We start from the raw sequence: 19,961 nt of genomic DNA, 5'->3' as shown, positions 1-19,961 counted from the left end.
GCATAGCCTTTAATTAACAACAAGTTACGTTAATGAGAATAAGCTTCTGATATGAGAATAGCATGAACGGTGCATTGGTCATACCAAAATTGATGTGCATCAAGTTTTCATGCTGAAAAGATAGACAGTTTGCGAGAATTGAGCATAAAAAAACCAGCCGCAAGGCTGGTTATCCGGTCACTGATAACGCCATATTGCCGGGGGCGTTATCCCAGCGTTTTAAACGCTTTGATACGTTGCAAATGCGGCGAAATATTTTTGAATTTGTGAGTCTGTTCCTCATCCCACACAATTTCATAAAACGGGTGAAGCGCTTGCGCTGAGCGTTGGCTGTCCAGCGCTTCGTCATGACGCGAGAGGATCACCAGACAACGATCGCGATTTTTTTCGCGAAAGTTGGTCACGCACTTTGTAGCGATGTCCGCATATTCTTCCGGGCGATCGATTTTCCCCTCCATGTTTTCATAGGGGAACAGGTTCGGGTTAAAAACCACCTGACGGATATCGCACAAAAAGCCAATCCGCTCCGCCCAGTAACCGCCCAGCCCCACGCCACAGATTAAAGGGCGCTCGTCCACATTCAACTGCAACATTTTGTCCACTTCTTTCAGCAGATGCTGCATATCGTGCTTAGGATGCCGCGTACTGTAGCTTACCAGCCGAACATCCGGGTCGATAAACTGTAATTGCAACACTTTTTCATGGTTGCCCGGACTATTTGAATCAAAACCGTGTAAATAAATAATCATCTGGCACCCTCACGAAAACTCGAGTTAATGACCTGCTTTTTCTTCCTGCCAGCGTTCATGTAACTGGTTGAGCTGGGCGCTGGCTGTTTTCCAGCGTGCTGAGTCCATGAGCTCCCGGCGTGAAAATGAACCTTTATGATACAAACGTGTAACACGTTCTGCTTTGATCGGCGACAGATTATCCAACACGCTGACTGCGCCTTTACGATTATTGCAGACCAGAATCATATCGCAACCCGCATCCAGCGACGCCTGAGCGCGCTCAGCATAGCTGCCCATAATCGCCGCGCCCTCCATCGACAGATCGTCGGAGAAAATGACGCCGTCAAAGCCTAACTCCTGACGCAGCACCGTTTTCAGCCAGTACGGCGAACCGCTTGCCGGGCGTGGATCGATAGCGCGGTAGATCACGTGGGCAGGCATAATCGCATCCAGTTTATTCTCGCTAATCAGCGTGCGGAACACCGACATATCTTTGCCACGGATATCCGTTTCAGGACGTGGATCGCACGGCGTCTCTTTGTGGGAGTCCGCCGTGACCGCGCCGTGGCCGGGGAAATGCTTACCGGTCGTTTTCATCCCGGCGTCATGCATGCCGTCAATAAAGCGCGTTGCCATTGCCAACGCTTTTGCGGGATCGGCATGATAGGAGCGCTCGCCAATTGCCGCGCTGATATGCCCGACGTCCAGCACTGGCGCAAAACTGATATCAATATCCATCGCGATCATTTCGCTGGCCATCAGCCACCCTGCCTCCTGCGCCAGTCGTCCCCCCTCTTCCAGCCCATGCAGCGCAAAAAAAGATTGCGCCGCGGGCAGGCGGGTAAACCCTTCACGGAAACGCTGTACGCGCCCGCCTTCCTGATCGACGGCCACCACCAGATGGTTACGCGATGCCGCCCGAATCTGGCGCACTAATTCGCGCAGCTGTTCCGGGTCATGGTAATTACGCGTGAACAGAATAAGCCCGCCAACCAGCGGATGCGCCAGTATCTCGCGCTCCTCCGCATCCAGCTCACATCCTTCGACATTCAACATTACTGGGCCCACACTGCTCTCCTTATCCTTTCATACGTAGCTGGCGCCAGGTTTCATCGGCCAGCCTGATAAATTGTTGCTCGCCGGTTTGTCGCCAGCGGTATTCGAACCACCCTGCTTTTAGCATAATGACCCAGGGGTGCCATAATCGTATCTGTCGCCATAGTTGCCGGGCGTCGATTCGCGCGCGCGCGGCATAAGCGTCTGCCAGTTGTCGGTGCTGGCGTTCATCCTCAACCCATACTGCCGCCAGCTCCAACGCAATATCGCCGTCTCCGGCATACTCCCAGTCAATCAGTCTCAACCCGGCGGGCGTTAATACTATATTGTCGCCATGGACATCCATATGCAAAGGCGCGAGCCGCAGCGGGCGAGGTTCTCCGTTTTTTTGCAACTGTTTGAGCCGCCGCAACCAAAACGGCGTACGCCTTGCCGGATCGCAACACGACCAGTACTGCGCCAATAGTGGCGATAGCGCGATACGCCAGCCAAAACGCGGCTGTTGATGCAAATGATACAGTAAGGCCGCCAGTTCGTCGGCATCTGGCAGAGCGGAATTTACCACACCATGCAGATATTCTACCGCCATCCAGCCTGGCGTATAAAAAAGCGCTCGCGGCGCAAGACAGGCCGGCAATTGGGATAAGGCGCGGTAATGACGTAAAAAATGGGCTGGTGGAGCGTCGGGGTCGTGATGACGGCGCAGCACGATACGGTGAGTATCGTGGGCAATAATACCGCTCCCGCCGCTTAGCCCCTGCGATGCGGCGACGGCGGGACGATACTGGGGAAAATAGCGCGACAGGATCTCGTCGCGCGTTAAGGGATTATTGTTGTTGGACCGCACCTTTACCTGACCAGATTATCTCGCCAGTTTGCACCAGCATTAACTGCATCTGTAATGCAGGCGCGTTAACGTTACCGGATGCGCTGGAGTAAAGTACATATTGCGCCCCGACATTGCGCGCAATGCCAATAGCTTTACTGCGCGTTCCCAGACTATCCTGCGGAGACAACCCTAGCTGCTGTTTTGCCATCGCGAGTTGCTGTACGGAGACCAGCGTAAATTTACCGTTGTTCGCCAGCGCATTACGTAACGTTTCCGTTGCCTCGTTCGCATTTAATGACCCATTCGTCCGGTTATTCACGCTGTCGACAAGCAATACGCTTCCGGCCATCACGCCATCAGCCTGCAACATTTTGCTGACCAGCGGTTGCATCGCGCCGTTCCAGTCATAGTGGCGCACCTTAGGCGCTGGCTGGCCCGTTTGATCTTCATGTTCGATCGGCCCCGGTTGCTGTGGAATGGTTGGCACAGACGGCACAACAGGAGGTTGCGGCGGCTGCGCGGGTTGTTCTGGCGCTGGTTTTACCTCTTCAACTGGCGCAGGTTGACGTTGCGCCATACACCCGGAGAGAAATATCGCCAGCGCAGCAATGGCAGCGTAGCGATGCATTTTTGTCATCAAAATTCACTCCTCACAAATAAAGATAAAGCCTGACCTTATGCGCCCCCAGATAATTGGCGCTGCCAAATAGCGTTACCGACGAACGCGCGGGTATGGTTACGCTACGCGGCGCCTCCAGCGGATGCATCTCCAGCCCCCGCGCGTCATACCAGTAAAACCGATAATGAACGGTTATGGGCTCTTGCCTTTCGTTATAGACGCGGGAAGAGGCTGATGGCTGGATATCAGACGCCGTCAGTTCAGGCGGCTCTGCGGTGACGCCCGCCGCCAGAACCGTGGACTCCATCACCAGCGACTGCGCGTCGCTTACCGGAATTTCAGGGTGTGACCGGCAGCCGGTAAGCAGCAGCAAGCCCAGAGAAACCGCGATGCATCCTTTGATCATACTTACAAGCCTTTATGCGCCAGCATCGGGCCTAGCGGGCGGCCGCCCAGTAGGTGCATATGGATATGATAAACCTCCTGGCCCCCATGACGGTTGGTATTCATGATTAAACGATACCCATCTTCGGCAATGCCTTCTTGTTCGGCGATTTTCGCCGCCACGGTGATCATCCGACCTAACGCCTGTTCATGTTCCGCCGTCACGTCATTGACGGTTGGGATCAGGATATTGGGAATAATCAAGATATGCGTCGGCGCCTGCGGTGAAATATCACGAAAGGCGGTGACCAGCTCATCCTGATAAACGATATCCGAAGGGATTTCACGACGAATAATTTTGCTGAATATAGTTTCTTCTGCCACGACGTTTTCCTTTTTCATAATAGCCCTTGCAGCGCACATGCTACGCCGAGCCATACTGCGAGTATAGAGTATGAGCGAGTTACCGACGCTCTTTCAACTTTAACCCACGATTTATTAAGCGAAAAATGACTACATGCTGGACTTACCGCCATATCCCCCTGCCATGACGCCTTTGTACGCTTAAAAAATATTTTTAGTTTCCCTGTTTATACCGTTTTACACATTTAATACAAATGCGTATATTTCTCATTTGCATTTTTATGCGCATTAACTAGCAAAGAATGAAAAGGTTCAACGTCATACGTCCTGAACTTACCCCAATAACAAGCAAGGATTTTCAGATGTCTTTCATTCAATACCGCCGGGACAAACACCTTCCGTCCACCGCCGCACCGTCGCTGTTAGCTATGGGTATGGCGATGGCATTTATGCCTGCCGCCTTCGCGGCTGAGGATACCGTTATTGTCGAAGGCGCGACGACCGCTGACGCCGTAAACCGCGAAGAACAGGATTACAGCGTGAAAACGACCGCTGCGGGCACCAAAATGCCGATGACTCAGCGCGATATCCCGCAGTCGGTCAGTATTGTCAGCCAACAGCGTATGGAAGACCAGCAGTTGCAAACCCTGGGCGAGGTGATGACCAATACGCTGGGGATCAGCGGAAGCCAGGCTGACTCCGATCGCATCAGCTATTACTCGCGCGGATTTGAAATTGACAACTATATGGTTGACGGTATTCCAACGTATTTTGAGTCCCGCTGGAATCTGGGCGATGCGCTAACGGATACCGCGCTGTATGAGCGCGTGGAGGTGGTTCGCGGCGCGAATGGGCTGATGACCGGAACCGGTAATCCTTCTGCCTCAATAAATATGATTCGTAAACACGCCACCAGTCGGGAGTTCAAAGGTAACGTCTCCACAGAATACGGTAGCTGGAATAAGCAGCGTTACGTCATGGATCTGCAAAGTCCGCTCACCGCAGACGGCAATGTCCGTGGGCGCATCGTGGCGGGTTATCAGAATAATGATTCCTGGCTGGACCGCTATAACAGTGAGAAAGCGTTCTTTTCCGGAATTGTCGATGCCGATCTGGGTGCAACCACTGGCCTTTCAGCCGGTTATGAATATCAAAAAATTGATGTCAATAGCCCGACCTGGGGCGGTCTGCCGCGCTGGAACACCGATGGCAGCAAAAATAGCTATGACCGCGCGCGTAGTACCGCCCCGGACTGGGCTTATAACAACAAAGAGATAAATAAATTCTTCGTCACGCTTAAGCAGCGTTTTGCCGAAAGCTGGCAGGCGACCCTGAATGCGACCCATACTGAGGTCAAATTCGACAGTAAAATGATGTATATCGATGCGTTAGTCGATAAAGAGACAGGTACGCTAGTGAGTCCTTATGGCGCAAGCTACCCCGTGGTCGGCGGTACGGGCTGGAACAGCGGCAAGCGCAAAGTAGATGCCATAGATCTCTTTGCCGATGGCGCTTATGAGCTGTTTGGCCGTCAGCACAATATGATGTTTGGCGGCAGTTATAGTAAGCAGAATAACCGCTATTTTAGCGCCTGGGCGAACGTCTTTCCGGACGACATTGGCAACTTCAGCGCCTTTAACGGTAATTTCCCCCAAACCCACTGGGCGCCACAAAATCTGGCGCAGGACGATACCACGCATATGAAATCGCTGTATGCCGCTACGCGCATTTCGCTGGCCGACCCGCTGCATCTGATTCTTGGCGCTCGTTATACCAACTGGCGTGTTGATACACTGACCTACAGCATGGAGAAAAACCATACCACGCCGTATGCCGGGCTGATTTATGATATCAACGACAACTGGTCCGCTTATGCCAGTTATACCTCTATCTTTCAGCCGCAGAATAAACGCGACAAAGCGGGTCAATATCTGGCTCCGATTACCGGTAATAACTATGAAGCGGGCCTGAAGTCCGACTGGATGAACAGCCGCCTCACCACCACGTTGTCCGTGTTCCGCATTGAGCAGGATAACGTCGCTCAGGCAACCACTATTCCCATCCCTGGCAATAATGGGGAGTTTGCCTGGAAGTCTACTGACGGAACGGTGAGCAAAGGCGTCGAATTCGAAGTGAACGGCGCAATTACCGATAACTGGCAGATGACTTTCGGGGCTACCCGATATGTTGCCGAGGACAATGAAGGTAACGCCGTGAACCCTAATCTCCCGCGCACCAGCGTGAAGTTATTCACCCGCTATCGTCTGCCGGCGATACCGGAGCTGACGGTCGGCGGCGGTGTGAACTGGCAGAATCGGGTTTACAAAGATACCACGACGCCGTACGGCACTTTTCGCGCCGAACAGGGCAGCTATGCGCTGGTCGATCTGTTTACCCGCTATCAGGTGACGAAAAATTTCTCCGTACAGGGAAACATCAACAACCTGTTCGATAAAACCTACGACACCAATATTGATGGTTCCATTGTTTACGGCGCGCCGCGTAACGTCAGCCTCACCGCCAATTATCAGTTCTGACAGACTGTCGGAGAGCGGCATATAAAGCGCCATTAAAAAAGGCAGCCGAATGGCTGCCTTAATTCTCCCCAACATCATTACTGCTTAGCTGTTACGGATGTACTCATCCATTTCCGTTTTCAGGTTATCGGATTTCGTACCGAAAATAGCCTGAACGCCGGAACCCGCGACGACAACGCCTGCCGCGCCCAGTTTCTTCAGGCCAGCCTGATCCACTTTCGCTACATCGGCTACGCTCACGCGCAGACGCGTGATACAGGCATCCAGGTTAGTGATGTTCTCTTTACCGCCAAACGCCGCAACCAAAGCCGGCGCCATTTCGCTGGTCGCGCCCGCTTTTGCGTCATCAGTAGTGTCTTCACGACCCGGCGTTTTCAGATCCAGCGCTTTGATCAGCACGCGGAACACGGTGTAGTACACAATCGCATAACCGGCGCCAACAATCGGGAACAGCCACAATTTGCTGCTGTTACCGGACAGCACGATAAAGTCGATCAGACCGTGGGAGAATGACGTACCGTCACGCATCCCCAGCAGGATACAGATCGGGAATGCCAGACCAGCCAGAATCGCGTGAATAATGTACAGAATCGGCGCCACGAACATGAAGGAGAACTCGATAGGCTCGGTAATACCCGTCAAAAACGAGGTCAGCGCGGCGGAAATCATGATACCGCCCACTTTTGCGCGGTTTTCCGGTTTAGCAGAGTGCCAGATAGCAATGGCCGCAGCCGGCAGACCGTACATTTTGAACAGGAAGCCGCCAGACAACATACCCGCCGTCGGGTCGCCCGCCATATAACGCGGAATGTCGCCGTGGAATACCTGACCCGCTGCGTTGGTGTATTCGCCGATCTGCATCTGGAAAGGAACGTTCCAGATATGATGCAGACCAAACGGCACCAGGCAGCGCTCGATAAAACCGTAAATACCAAACGCGACAACCGGATTCTGATAAGCCGCCCACTGCGAGAACGCCTGGATAGCCGTACCGATTGGCGGCCATACGAAAGACAGCACCACACCGGTAAAAATAGCGGCCAGACCCGAAATGATCGGCACGAAGCGTTTGCCCGCAAAGAAGCCCAGATACTCAGGCAGTTTGATACGGTAGAAGCGGTTAAACATATACGCTGCGATCGCACCGGAGATAATCCCCCCGAGAACACCCGTATCAGCAAGGTGTTTAGCGGCGATCTCTTCAGCAGGTAAATGCAGAACCAGCGGCGCAACCACAGCCATGGTTTTCACCATGATGCCATACGCTACTACCGCCGCCAGAGCCGAAACGCCGTCGTTGTTGGTGAAGCCCAACGCCACGCCGATAGCGAAAATCAGCGGCATATTGGCAAAAACAGATCCGCCCGCTTCTGCCATAACGTGCGATACAACGGCTGGCAGCCAGCTGAAGTTAGCGGAACCGACACCCAGCAGGATACCTGCGATAGGGAGTACGGATACCGGCAGCATCAGCGATTTACCGACCTTTTGCAGGTTAGCAAATGCATTCTTAAACATAATTGAGAGTGCTCCTGAGTATTTGTGCTTTTCTACGTTCTCACGCATTGGCGAGGGGGGAGAACCCCGCCGTGGACAGGACATCTAAGTGCCCTTTTATTTATTACACAGAGTAAAATAAATACGTCTGATTTTGTTTGACGGCTATCACGTTTCAGCGCCAGATAGCCTAAAAAGTATCACATTCTGCCAAAATGAGTTTCCGAATGTTTCCATAAGCTCGCTCACCGCCCCTTTTGTGGCGGTGAACTTTACGCGCTTTGCTTATTAATTACGAGCTTTAAAAAAACTCGTTTAACGGATTGATGACAGGCGAGACGCGTCAATATGGAACAGGCGAGCAAAGTTATCGGTGGTGATCTGCGCCAGTTCTTCAACGGCAACCCCTTTCAATACCGCCATATATTCTGCGACGTCGCGTACCATCGCAGGCTGGTTCTCTTTACCGCGATGCGGCACCGGCGCCAGATAAGGAGAATCGGTCTCGACTAACAACCGATCCAGCGGCACATAGCGCGCCGCATCACGCAACTGTTCAGCGTTACGGAACGTTACGATGCCGGAAAAAGAGATATAAAACCCCAGATCCAGCAATTTGCCGGCCGTTTCTCTGTCTTCTGTAAAACAGTGTAGTACGCCGCCGCAATCCGTCACTTTTTCTTCGCGCAGGATAGCCAGCGTATCGGCACGCGCGTCGCGAGTATGGACAATCACCGGTTTATGCAATTCGCGGCCAATCTGAATATGATGAATAAAAGACGCCTGCTGGCGGATTTTGGTCTCAGGCGTGTAAAAGTAATCAAGCCCGGTCTCGCCCATCGCCACCACATCGTCTTCTGCAGCAAGGAGGCGCAGTTCTTCTACGTCATATGCTTCATCCTGATTTAACGGATGCACGCCACAGGAAAAGACCACATTATCGCGCTTGCCCACCAGCTCGCGCATATGGCGATACCCCGGCAGCGTCGTCGCCACCGCTAAACAGAACTTCACATCGCGCGCGGCGGCTTTCGCCAGCACATCGTCCACGTCCTTATGCAAAGATTGATAATCCAGACCATCAAGATGGCAGTGTGAGTCGACTAAAAACATAATGTCTCTCTCAAAGATGAGGAACAGGCAACAAGGTGCCTGGTTGCAGGTAATGCTCGATGCGGAGAATGAGATCGGTTAATACCAGTTCGCGGTTTAATCCGGTCACATGAAGTAATTGATCACGACAATGACAAACATCGTTCAGGATTGCCTGAATACGCGCCGGGGATAGCGGCCCCGCCAGCGCGGCAACAACCGCGTCCGCATCAACGTTTGTCAGGTACGACGCGCCGTGCTGACGTTTCAGCGCGTCTACCAGCAGCGTCGCCAGCCAGTGCAAGCGCGCCGGGGCTTGCTCATGATTGAGCGCCGTTAATAACGCATACCAGTCGCCCGTATGCAAACTGTCCATTAACGCCTGACACAGCGCCTCACGCTGCGCCCAGCGTTCAGACTGCAACAGCGCCAGCGCGGCGCCGGGCGACCCCGCATTCAGACGTAGCGCCGTGAGCAATGCTTCTTGTGACGCCGTCACTTCTCGCGACAGCCATGACATCGCATACGATTCGGACGGCGGCGCCAGATGATGCAGCCGGCAGCGGCTGCGTAATGTCGCCAGCAGACGAGCAGGCTCCGGGCTGGCAAGGAAAAACCAGGTTTGCTCCGGCGGCTCTTCCAGCGTTTTGAGCAACGCATTGGCGGCGGCGTCGGTTAATAGCGCCGCATCCGCAATCCACACCACCTTCGCGCCGCCCAGACGGGAGTGCTCGTACAATTTCTCGCTGACCTCGCGTACCGCATCTACGCCGAGGCTGCTTTTGCCTTTATCCGGCGTCAGCGTGTAATAGTCCGGATGCGTGCCAGCCTGCATAAGCTGACAGCCACGGCAATGCCCACAGCTTTTGTGGCCCTCAGGCTGCTGGCATAACAGATAACGGCTCAGCGCATAGCACAGCGCCTCGTCGCCCATGCCAGGTAAGGCCTGAATCAGTAGCGCATGGTGCCCACGTCCCGCCTGGTAACTTTCTACCAGTTTTTCATAGGCGGGCCGTAACCATGGATACCATTTCATGCCGCTTGCTCCTGCACCCACTTCGTCACCGTGGCGCGAATGTCGCGCATGACGGCATCCAGCGGCTGGGTCGCGTCAATGGTGCGGATACGCGAGTCTTGCGCCGCCAGTTCCAGATAGCGCGCGCGAGTCCGGTTAAAGAAATCAAAAGATTCCTGCTCAATGCGATCCAAATCGCCGCGCGCTCTGGCGCGTTTTAGCCCGACTTCCGGCGTGACATCCAGATACAGCGTCAGGTCAGGGCGAAAATCGCCCAGCACGGCATCGCGTAGTGTCGCCAGCATGGTTTGATCAATGCCGCGCCCTCCCCCCTGATACGCCTGGGTCGAGAGATCGTGGCGATCGCCGATCACCCATATGCCTTGCGCCAGCGCGGGTTTGATTACCGTTTCGACGAGCTGTACGCGAGCGGCATAAAACATCAGTACTTCCGCTTTATCGGTAATCACTTCGTCGCCTACCGATCGGATATCCAGCACCAGACTTCTTAGTTTTTCGGCAAGCTGCGTACCGCCCGGCTCACGGGTAAAAATCATATTACGAATACCCAGTTGCTCAAGGGTCTCCACCACCACGTCGCGCGCAGTGGTTTTTCCGGCGCCTTCCAGGCCCTCGATGACGATATAATTACTGCCCATTTTTTTCCTTAAGCACTTTCAGGTACTCCTGCACTGACCGATTATGGCTGGCAAGATTGGTGTTAAATGTGTGACCGCCTTTACCGTCGGCCACAAAATAGAGATACGGCGTTTTCGCCGGATGCGCCGCCGCCTGCAATGACGCTTCGCTGGGCGATGCAATCGGTCCTGGCGGCAGCCCGGTTATAGTATACGTGTTATAAGCCGTCGGCTTTTCCAGATCCGCACGCGACAAGTTACCATTATAACTCGTCCCCATCCCGTAAATCACGGTGGGATCGGTCTGAAGGCGCATACCGATTCTCAGGCGATTAATAAAGACTGAGGCCACCTGATCGCGTTCGCTGGCGACAGCCGTCTCTTTTTCAATAATCGAGGCCATTGTCACCAGTTGGTTCTGATCTTTATAAGGCAGCCCCTCGGCCCGGCCTTTCCAGACAGTATCGACAGCTTTCACCATCTTTTGATGCGCTCGCTTGAGAATAGCGACATCGCTGGTGTTGGCGGTATACATCCAGGTATCAGGCCAGAACCACCCTTCTACCCATTCCGGGTGCGCAAGCTTTAATGCCTGAGCGACAGTGGCGTAGTCATCATCCGGCAATGTATGGCGAATATACGGCGCCTCTCGTAACTGTTTCAGGTAATCGCTAAGGCGCATCCCTTCCACAAACCGCAACGGGAATTGCGCTTCTTTGCCGCTCTCCAGCAACTCAAGCATCTCCCGTACGGTCATCCCCGGCGTAAAACGGTAAGTTCCCGCTTTAAAGTGCGATAACTCAGGCTCCACGCGCAGCAGCCACTGAAATACCCGGGGGCGATTAATGATTTTTTCATCATAAAGCTGGTCGCCAAGCGCCAGCCGCCCCGTTCCCGCCTTGAGCGTAAAGATAGTCTCGTTTTTAATAAGTAACGTGCTGTTCGCCAGATGGCGAACTTTCCACATCCCCACGCCCGCGGCAATACCCAGCACAACCAACAGCAGAAGGAAAACGCCTGACAATTTTTTCATAACTAATTCGGATGCTCACAAAATGGGGCTAAAAATTGAAACAGTGTTCGCGAAGAATACGACGTCCCGTGATAGGCGCGTATGGGAATAATCGGCATTAGCGCGTTGCAGATGATAATCTCATCCGCCTGCCTGACTGCCTCCTCTCTCGCCTGTACTTCAAGAACCTGGAAAGGAGATTGCGCCAGTTGGCGTAAACAAAATTGTCGCATAATGCCGTTCACCCCAGCCTGATCCAGACGCGGCGTAAAAACAATGTCGCCTGTACGCCAGAACAAATTAGCCGCACAGCATTCCGTAACCCATCCCTCGCTGTCAAGAACCAGCGCCTCATCGGCGTCCGTCTGCTCAAGATGAGAGCGAATCAACACCTGTTCGAGGCGGTTCAGATGTTTTAATCCGGCAAGATAAGGATTGCGCCCAAGCGGTATGGGACTAAGGGTAAGAGTGATGCCTTGCTTACGCCACTGAGAATAATAAGCGGGATAAGCAGAAACGGAGAGGATTCGGGTAGCTGCCTGACAATTCATGGCGCTGTATCCCCGGCCGCCGCTACCACGGCTAATGATCACTTTCAACACACCTGAATCATGCCCTGTGGCCAACATTGTCATCTCTTGCCGAAGGGTCGACCAATGGCTAAAAGCGATCCGTAATTTTTCACAGGCAACCTGCAAGCGCTGAAGATGCGCTTCCAGATGGCAAATGTTGCCATCAACAATACGTGCGGTCGTAAAACTGCCATCGCCGAACTGCGTCGCCCGGTCGCTTGCAGCAAGTTGATCCTGCGCATGGCCATTAATTAAAAACATAGTGGCTCCTTATCCGTCGCCTGCTAGTGTGGCAGGATGAATAACGCAGAACAAGAGGTGATATGCCTGATAAAAAAGGCCCGACAAGCGGACCTTTTTATTAATGTTTGTCTCTGGCTTAACTTAGATCTTTTTAAAAATCAAGGAACCGTTAGTTCCGCCAAAGCCAAAGGAGTTACACAGAGCGTACTCCAGATCGCTGACCTGGCGCGCTTCATGCGGCACGAAGTCCAGATCGCAACCTTCATCCGGGTTATCCAGATTAATGGTTGGCGGAATGGCCTGATCGCGTAGCGCCAGAATAGAGAAAATAGACTCTACTGCGCCTGCGGCGCCCAACAGATGGCCGGTCATCGATTTGGTCGAGCTCACCATCACTCGGCTTGCAGCATCGCCAAAGACTGACTTAACTGCCTGCGTCTCAGCTTTGTCGCCGGCAGGCGTCGACGTGCCGTGCGCGTTGACGTAGCCAATCTGAGCAGGCTCAATCGCGGCATCACGCAACGCGTTAACCATCGCCAGCGCAGCGCCTGCGCCATTTTCCGGCGGCGACGTCATATGGTAAGCATCGCTGCTCATACCAAAGCCGACGATTTCGGCATAGATTTTCGCACCACGCGCTTTTGCATGTTCGTACTCTTCAAGCACCAACATACCGGCGCCGTCGCCCAGTACAAAACCATCGCGTTCTTTATCCCACGGACGGCTCGCCGCCTGTGGGTTATCGTTGCGGGTCGACAGCGCGCGCGCTGCGCCAAAACCACCTACGCCCAGCGGCGTACTGGCTTTTTCTGCGCCACCTGCCACCATCGCGTCCGCATCGCCATAGGCGATGATACGCGCGGCATGGCCGATGTTATGCACGCCTGAAGTACAGGCAGTCGCAATAGAGATGCTTGGCCCACGCAGGCCATACATGATAGTCAGATGGCCTGCTACCATGTTAACAATCGTTGACGGGACAAAGAACGGGCTAATCTTACGCGGTCCGCCTTTTACCAGCGAACTGTGGTTTTCTTCGATCAGACCGAGACCACCGATACCGGAGCCGATAGCGGCGCCAATACGGCTTGCGTTCTCTTCCGTCACTTCAAGGCCAGAATCCTGCATGGCCTGTACGCCAGCGACAATTCCATATTGAATGAAGGCATCCATCTTGCGCTGTTCTTTGCGCGAGATAATGTCATCACAGTTAAAATCCTTTACTAAGCCAGCAAATTTCGTTGCATAGGCGCTAGTATCGAAATGGTCGATCAGGCTGATGCCACTCTGACCGGCAAGGAGAGCTTTCCAGGTAGACTCTACGGTATTGCCGACAGGAGACAACATGCCCAGTCCGGTCACAACTACACGACGCTTAGACACGGTTGTCCTCCAGGGAGGGAAAATGATTCTAGTGGGACAAAAAGATAAAACTCAGGCGGTCGAACGACCGCCTGGAGATGTTCACTTACGCCTGGTGGCCGTTGATGTAATCAATGGCAGCCTGAACGGTGGTGATTTTCTCAGCTTCTTCGTCCGGAATCTCAGTATCAAACTCTTCTTCCAGAGCCATTACCAGCTCAACGGTGTCAAGAGAATCTGCGCCCAGGTCTTCAACGAAAGAAGCATTGTTGGTTACTTCTTCCTGCTTAACGCCCAGCTGTTCGCCGATAATTTTCTTAACGCGTTCTTCGATAGTGCTCATACTCTTAAATTTCCTATCAAAACTCGCTTTCGCGATGGTTTTCGTAGTGTATAAAATGTTGAAAAATTTGCAACTAAATCCCGGCAGGTCTTACCACGATTTTACGTTATTTTGCGGCCTTTCGCCCTAATAACGCAAATATTTTTCAATCGTGATTAAACCATGTACATTCCGCCGTTGACGTGCAGAGTCTCACCAGTGATGTAACTCGCTTCGTCAGAGGCTAAAAATGCAACCGCGCTGGCGATTTCCTGAGCGCCGCCGAGGCGACCCGCAGGCACCTGCGCCAGGATACCCGCACGCTGATCGTCAGACAGCGCACGCGTCATGTCCGTTTCAATAAAACCCGGAGCCACAACATTGACAGTAATACCACGGGACGCAACTTCACGCGCCAGTGATTTACTGAAACCGATCAGGCCCGCTTTCGCCGCAGCGTAGTTTGCCTGACCTGCATTTCCCATGGTACCAACCACAGAACCAATAGTGATAATGCGACCACAACGCTTTTTCATCATAGCGCGCATTACCGCTTTTGACAGGCGGAAAACGGATGATAAGTTGGTTTCGATAATATCGTTCCACTCATCATCTTTCATTCGCATCAACAGATTATCACGAGTGATACCGGCATTATTAACCAGGATATCCACTTCACCAAATTCTGCGCGAATATTTTCCAGAACAGATTCAATAGATGCAGGATCGGTCACATTCAACATCAAACCTTTCCCGTTAGCACCTAAATAGTCGCTAATGTTCTTCGCACCATTTTCACTGGTCGCAGTCCCGATAACTTTCGCGCCGCGGGCAACGAGAGTCTCTGCAATTGCGCGGCCTATGCCACGGCTTGCACCAGTCACCAGCGCAATCTTTCCTTCAAAGCTCATGGTTTTCCTCTTTTATTGCGTAAGTGCCGCAGACAGCGCCGCCGGCTCGTTCAGCGCCGACGCTGTCAGGGTGTCGACAATACGTTTCGTCAGACCAGTGAGGACTTTACCTGGACCCACTTCATAAAGATGTTCAACGCCCTGCGCCGCGATAAATTCCACGCTCTTCGTCCACTGTACCGGATTGTACAACTGGCGAACCAGCGCATCGCGGATAGCGGCGGCATCGGTTTCACATTTCACGTCAACGTTGTTCACTACCGGCACCGTTGGCGCGTTAAAGGTAATTTTGGCTAATTCAACCGCCAGCTTATCTGCCGCTGGTTTCATCAGCGCGCAGTGCGACGGTACGCTCACCGGCAGCGGCAGCGCGCGTTTCGCGCCAGCGGCTTTACAGGCTGCGCCCGCGCGTTCTACCGCCTCTTTATGCCCGGCGATAACCACCTGTCCCGGCGAGTTAAAGTTAACCGGCGAAACAACCTGCCCTTCGGCAGATTCTTCACAGGCTTTAGCAATAGAGGCATCATCCAGCCCGATGATCGCAGACATGCCGCCAGTACCTTCCGGAACCGCTTCCTGCATGAATTTACCACGCATTTCCACCAGACGAACGGCATCAGCAAAGTTGATGACGCCAGCGCAAACCAGCGCGGAATATTCGCCCAGGCTGTGACCTGCCATTAACGCAGGCATTTTACCGCCCTGCTGCTGCCAAACGCGCCAAAGCGCGACGGAAGCGGTTAATAACGCCGGCTGCGTCTGCCAGGTTTTATTCAATTCTTCCGCTGGACCTTGCTGGGTGAGCGCCCACAGATCATATCCCAGAGCCGCAGAAGCTTCAGCAAACGTTTCTTCTACGATAGGGTAATTTGCCGCCATTTCGGCCAACATCCCAACGCTCTGAGAACCCTGACCGGGGAACACAAATGCAAATTGCGTCATGTTTAAATCCTTATACTAGAAACGAATCAGCGCGGAGCCCCAGGTGAATCCACCCCCGAAGGCTTCAAGCAATACCAGCTGACCGGCTTTAATTCGCCCGTCACGCACGGCTTCATCCAGCGCGCACGGCACAGAAGCCGCGGAGGTATTGCCGTGCCTGTCCAGCGTGACGACGACATTGTCCATCGACATGCCGAGTTTTTTCGCTGTCGCGCTAATGATACGCAGGTTAGCCTGATGCGGCACCAGCCAATCGAGTTCTGAGCGATCCAGGTTATTAGCCGCCAGCGTCTCATCGACAATATGCGCCAGTTCAGTGACCGCCACTTTAAAGACTTCATTACCCGCCATCGTCAGGTAAATCGGGTTATCCGGATTTACACGATCGGCATTCGGCAGGGTCAGTAATTCACCGTAACGGCCATCGGCATGAAGATGAGTGGAGATAATACCCGGTTCTTCAGAAGCGCTCAGTACGGCCGCGCCTGCGCCATCGCCGAAAATAATGATCGTACCGCGATCGCCAGGATCGCAAGTGCGGGCTAATACATCGGAACCGACCACCAGCGCGTGTTTAACCGCGCCGGATTTAACGTACTGGTCGGCGATGCTTAACGCGTAGGTGAAACCTGCGCACGCTGCCGCGACATCAAACGCCGGGCAACCTTTAATACCGAGCATACTTTGAATCTGACATGCCGCGCTTGGAAATGCATGCGTTGCTGATGTGGTAGCCACCACAATCAAGCCAATTTGGTCTTTATCGATCCCCGCCATCTCAATCGCGCGATTCGCAGCGGTAAAGCCCATCGTCGCGACAGTTTCATTCGGCGCGGCGATATGGCGTTCACGAATACCTGTACGAGTGACAATCCACTCGTCAGAGGTCTCAACCATTTTTTCCAGATCGGCGTTAGTCCGCACTTGTTCGGGCAGATAGCTGCCAGTACCAATAATCTTCGTATACATGTACGCTCAGTCACTTTTCGGTTATATACCGTTACCTGTAAACGTCTGGCACGCTGGCGGCGCCGGGGAGACAGCGATATTATCTGTGCGCCCGCAGGTTTACGCCTTTGCCATCGTCCAGCGGTTCAAATCCGGCTGGGTATACAGATTCCAGGCGAGCGGCAATTCGCTGAGGAACTTGTCGCTGCACCGCCTGCACTGCCTGTTCAATCGCGACTGCAAATGCTCGCTGATTGGCCGCACCATGACTTTTTATCACCGTGCCGCGCAATCCTAACAGACAGGCGCCATTATACTGGTCGGGGTTGAGGTGACTGAATCGCCTCGTCAGGCTTTTTTGTAACCAACGTTTTAATAACAGCAGCCACCACGACCGTTTTTTCCCCTCGCCCTGTGATTTCAGCAGTGAAAGGAACATTCTGACAACCCCCTCCATCGTTTTAAGTGTGACATTGCCTGTAAAGCCGTCACACACCAGTACATCGGTTTTTCCCGTCAGTAACTCATTCGCCTCAAGGTAGCCGATGTAATTGATGGTTGGGACTGTTTTTAACATTAAAGAGGCTTCGCGAATACTGTCGAGGCCTTTGGTTTCTTCTTCCCCGATATTGAGTAGCGCCACGCGGGGATTTTTGATCCCGACGACCTCTTCCGCCAAAACGGCGCCCATCACGGCAAACTGCACCAGCATGGTACTGTCACAGTCGACGTTGGCACCCAAATCAAGCACTACCGTTTTGCCCTTTTGCTGGTGCGGTAATACCGTCACCAACGCCGGACGCTCAATCCCCTCAAGAGGCTTGAGCAATAATTTCGCCAGCCCCATCAGCGCCCCGGTATTACCGGCGCTAACGCAAGCTTCGGCTCGGCCTTCTTTCACAAGCTCCAGGGCCACACGCATGGATGTCCCGCGACTGGCGCGGATCGCCTGCGAAGGCCGGGCATCACTGGCAATAACTGACTGTGCAGGGATAATCTGCAGACGCGAACGTTGTTCAAAGTCAGCTTTGGCAAGTAATGGCGTGATAATATCGGGATTCCCGACTAAAAGAAGAGTGAGCTGCGAATTAGCGTTCAGTGCCTGCAATGCTGCAGGCACCGTCACGGAAGGACCAAAATCGCCCCCCATGACATCTAACGCCAGGGTTAGACGTGTCAAGGTATCGTCGCTGCCTGGTTCGGTGTTCTCCGCTTACGCGGAGAAATCCTCACTAAGCTTTATCACGCTTGTACTCTTCGGCTTTTACACCACAGGCACGCCTGTGATGTAAAAGGCATCGAGTATCGCGCGATTACTTAGCGATGACCTTACGGCCGCGGTAGTAACCGTCGGCAGTGATGTGGTGACGCAGGTGTTTTTCACCAGAAGTTTTGTCTACAGACAGGCTGGTGACTGCGGTCAGAGCGTCATGGGAACGACGCATGCCACGTTTGGAACGGGTTGGTTTATTCTGTTGTACGGCCATGGACCTTACTCCTCAATTACGGTTTATCCCTGCGTCCGCGGGGAAGACCTATTACTTACGCTTTAAGCTGGCTAATACGGCAAATGGGTTTGGCTTTTGCGCTTCATCAGGCAGTTCGCCAAAGACCATGTCCGCCTCGGACACTTCACAGTGTTCAGAATCATGCACCGGAACTACCGGCAAGGCGAGGATGATTTCATCTTCAACCGTCGCCAGCAGATCGATTTCGCCGAATTCGTTTACCTCAATCGGCTCATACGCTTCCGGCAGTGCTTCAGCCTGCTCGTCGGAACGGACAGGGCTAAAACAATACGTTGTGTGAACCTGATGGGTAAACGGTTTCCCGCAACGCTGGCATTCGAGCGACACCGTAACGACCGCATCGCCAGTCAAAACGGCGAGACGCTGGTTATCGATAGCGAACGACATGGAGCATTCCACATCACTGTCCACACTGACTACAGATTCGGCAACGCGCTCAACCTGATCGGGGGTATAGATACCCTGGTAATCAAGGCGTTTTTGAGCGGTACGAACCGGATCAAGAGTCAGGGGTAATTTTACCTTTTGCATAGGGCGCGCATATTAACTTCGTAACGTCATATAGTCAAAGAAAAAGGCAGCCTGCGGTTGCCTTTTGCCAATAATTCGCACACATTGCGGGTTACAGACTTATTTTCGCTCAAGACGAGTCAGTATGACAGGCTTGAAGACCGAAGAGCATAGTTTAAGATGGCTCTCATCATTACGCTATATCTGAGGGAAAAAATATGCCCCGTCTCATCCTTGCGTCTACCTCTCCCTGGCGTCGCGCGCTGCTGGAAAAGCTGACGATTCCTTTCGAATGCGCCGCGCCGGATGTTGATGAAACCCCCATGCCGGGCGAAGCGCCGCGTCAGTTGGTGCTGCGGCTGGCGCAGGCGAAGGCGCAATCGCTCGCCACGCGTTTCCCGAATCATTTGATTATTGGCTCCGACCAAATTTGTGTTCTGGACGGCGAAATCACCGGCAAACCGCTGACGGAAAAAAAAGCGCGCCAGCAATTAGCCAAAGCCAGCGGAAATATTGTGACGTTTTATACCGGACTGGCACTGTATAACTCCGCCTCCGGGCAATTACAAACCGAAGTGGAGCCTTTTGACGTTCATTTTCGCCATTTAAGCGAAGCGGAAATAGACGACTATGTCCGTAAAGAGCATCCGCTGCACTGCGCGGGAAGTTTTAAAAGCGAAGGTTTAGGCATTGCATTATTTGAGCGCTTAGAGGGCCGCGATCCGAACACGCTGATCGGCTTGCCGCTTATTGCCCTGTGCCAGATGCTGCGACGGGAGGGCTTCAACCCGCTACAGCAGTAAACGGCCTACTCTGTAGGCTTTTCAAATACCCCTAAAAGCCGTTTCT

General features: G+C 53.3%; 22 protein-coding genes. 2 read left to right on the top strand and 20 right to left on the bottom strand.

Translation table 11 applies throughout. From position 1 onward, the window contains the following. Positions 1–206 precede the first annotated feature (206 nt). Genes ycfP through hinT form a run of 6 tightly spaced genes read right to left on the bottom strand, consistent with a single transcriptional unit; the run spans position 207 to position 4,003 of the window. Positions 207–749, bottom strand: coding sequence for an alpha/beta hydrolase YcfP (ycfP, locus tag NBA72_RS00380; RefSeq protein WP_000587943.1), 543 nt, complete (start codon positions 747–749; stop codon positions 207–209). A gap of 24 nt (positions 750–773) precedes the next feature. Further along, positions 774–1,799 (bottom strand): beta-N-acetylhexosaminidase, encoded by a 1,026-nt coding sequence (nagZ, locus tag NBA72_RS00375; protein ID WP_000529340.1) that lies wholly within the window; start codon positions 1,797–1,799, stop codon positions 774–776. A gap of 10 nt (positions 1,800–1,809) precedes the next feature. Beyond that, positions 1,810–2,634: a thiamine kinase gene (gene thiK, locus NBA72_RS00370; protein WP_042949860.1), complete on the bottom strand. Its 825-nt coding sequence runs from the start codon at positions 2,632–2,634 to the stop codon at positions 1,810–1,812. Continuing rightward, on the bottom strand, positions 2,615–3,253 hold the full coding sequence (gene lpoB / locus NBA72_RS00365) for a penicillin-binding protein activator LpoB (protein ID WP_042949858.1): 639 nt from the start codon (positions 3,251–3,253) through the stop codon (positions 2,615–2,617). Before lpoB ends, thiK begins: the two co-directional genes overlap by 20 nt. Positions 3,254–3,266: 13 nt before the next feature. Continuing rightward, a complete protein-coding gene (locus NBA72_RS00360; RefSeq protein ID WP_000589563.1) occupies positions 3,267–3,641 on the bottom strand; it encodes a YcfL family protein in 375 nt (124 codons plus the stop codon). A 2-nt stretch (positions 3,642–3,643) separates the two neighbouring features. Further along, entirely contained in the window at positions 3,644–4,003 is a 360-nt protein-coding gene (hinT, locus tag NBA72_RS00355) for a purine nucleoside phosphoramidase (RefSeq protein WP_001532068.1), read from the bottom strand. A gap of 341 nt (positions 4,004–4,344) precedes the next feature. Here hinT and fhuE point away from each other — a divergent pair, with 341 nt between their 5' ends. Next, positions 4,345–6,519, top strand: coding sequence for a ferric-rhodotorulic acid/ferric-coprogen receptor FhuE (fhuE, locus tag NBA72_RS00350; RefSeq protein ID WP_042949856.1), 2,175 nt, complete (start codon positions 4,345–4,347; stop codon positions 6,517–6,519). Positions 6,520–6,603: 84 nt separating this feature from the next. On the opposite strand, the gene ptsG is transcribed toward fhuE, so the two are convergent. From ptsG to yceD, 14 genes are all read right to left on the bottom strand, one after another. Then, entirely contained in the window at positions 6,604–8,037 is a 1,434-nt protein-coding gene (gene ptsG / locus NBA72_RS00345) for a PTS glucose transporter subunit IIBC (RefSeq protein WP_000475705.1), read from the bottom strand. Positions 8,038–8,331: 294 nt separating this feature from the next. Beyond that, complete coding sequence (locus tag NBA72_RS00340) at positions 8,332–9,129, bottom strand: metal-dependent hydrolase (RefSeq protein ID WP_000480268.1); 798 nt, start codon at positions 9,127–9,129, stop codon at positions 8,332–8,334. A gap of 10 nt (positions 9,130–9,139) precedes the next feature. After that, complete coding sequence (gene holB, locus NBA72_RS00335) at positions 9,140–10,144, bottom strand: DNA polymerase III subunit delta' (RefSeq protein WP_000872450.1); 1,005 nt, start codon at positions 10,142–10,144, stop codon at positions 9,140–9,142. Next, positions 10,141–10,782: a dTMP kinase gene (tmk, locus tag NBA72_RS00330; RefSeq protein WP_000535396.1), complete on the bottom strand. Its 642-nt coding sequence runs from the start codon at positions 10,780–10,782 to the stop codon at positions 10,141–10,143. The genes holB and tmk overlap by 4 nt, the downstream gene beginning before the upstream one ends. After that, on the bottom strand, positions 10,772–11,794 hold the full coding sequence (yceG, locus tag NBA72_RS00325; protein WP_000736459.1) for a cell division protein YceG: 1,023 nt from the start codon (positions 11,792–11,794) through the stop codon (positions 10,772–10,774). The genes tmk and yceG overlap by 11 nt, the downstream gene beginning before the upstream one ends. Before the next feature lie 2 nt (positions 11,795–11,796). Then, on the bottom strand, positions 11,797–12,606 hold the full coding sequence (gene pabC / locus NBA72_RS00320) for an aminodeoxychorismate lyase (protein ID WP_000478649.1): 810 nt from the start codon (positions 12,604–12,606) through the stop codon (positions 11,797–11,799). A 123-nt stretch (positions 12,607–12,729) separates the two neighbouring features. Next, positions 12,730–13,971 carry a beta-ketoacyl-ACP synthase II gene (gene fabF / locus NBA72_RS00315; RefSeq protein ID WP_000044664.1) on the bottom strand — a complete coding sequence of 414 codons (1,242 nt, stop codon included), beginning with the start codon at positions 13,969–13,971 and terminating at the stop codon, positions 12,730–12,732. Positions 13,972–14,056: 85 nt separating this feature from the next. Then, positions 14,057–14,293 carry an acyl carrier protein gene (acpP, locus tag NBA72_RS00310; RefSeq protein ID WP_000103754.1) on the bottom strand — a complete coding sequence of 79 codons (237 nt, stop codon included), beginning with the start codon at positions 14,291–14,293 and terminating at the stop codon, positions 14,057–14,059. A gap of 155 nt (positions 14,294–14,448) precedes the next feature. Further along, positions 14,449–15,183: a 3-oxoacyl-ACP reductase FabG gene (fabG, locus tag NBA72_RS00305; protein ID WP_000007236.1), complete on the bottom strand. Its 735-nt coding sequence runs from the start codon at positions 15,181–15,183 to the stop codon at positions 14,449–14,451. A 12-nt stretch (positions 15,184–15,195) separates the two neighbouring features. Then, on the bottom strand, positions 15,196–16,125 hold the full coding sequence (fabD, locus tag NBA72_RS00300; protein ID WP_001529843.1) for an ACP S-malonyltransferase: 930 nt from the start codon (positions 16,123–16,125) through the stop codon (positions 15,196–15,198). A gap of 15 nt (positions 16,126–16,140) precedes the next feature. Continuing rightward, entirely contained in the window at positions 16,141–17,094 is a 954-nt protein-coding gene (fabH, locus tag NBA72_RS00295) for a beta-ketoacyl-ACP synthase III (protein ID WP_000288148.1), read from the bottom strand. A 79-nt stretch (positions 17,095–17,173) separates the two neighbouring features. Beyond that, entirely contained in the window at positions 17,174–18,253 is a 1,080-nt protein-coding gene (gene plsX / locus NBA72_RS00290) for a phosphate acyltransferase PlsX (RefSeq protein WP_001518286.1), read from the bottom strand. A gap of 133 nt (positions 18,254–18,386) precedes the next feature. Next, the gene (gene rpmF / locus NBA72_RS00285; RefSeq protein ID WP_000290727.1) at positions 18,387–18,560 is read right to left on the bottom strand and encodes a 50S ribosomal protein L32; all 174 of its coding nucleotides are present in this window, start codon (positions 18,558–18,560) and stop codon (positions 18,387–18,389) included. A 51-nt stretch (positions 18,561–18,611) separates the two neighbouring features. After that, positions 18,612–19,133 carry a 23S rRNA accumulation protein YceD gene (gene yceD / locus NBA72_RS00280; RefSeq protein ID WP_001174492.1) on the bottom strand — a complete coding sequence of 174 codons (522 nt, stop codon included), beginning with the start codon at positions 19,131–19,133 and terminating at the stop codon, positions 18,612–18,614. A 197-nt stretch (positions 19,134–19,330) separates the two neighbouring features. Between yceD and NBA72_RS00275 the strand changes: the two genes are divergently transcribed. Next, positions 19,331–19,915, top strand: coding sequence for a Maf family protein (locus tag NBA72_RS00275; protein ID WP_042949853.1), 585 nt, complete (start codon positions 19,331–19,333; stop codon positions 19,913–19,915). Positions 19,916–19,961 lie beyond the last annotated feature (46 nt).

The organism is Salmonella sp. NW1250, assembly GCF_051812965.1.
Lineage (GTDB): Bacteria > Pseudomonadota > Gammaproteobacteria > Enterobacterales > Enterobacteriaceae > Salmonella > Salmonella enterica.
The sequence above is the reverse complement of the archived record's forward strand: the minus strand, read 5'-3'. Positions and strand labels throughout refer to the sequence as shown.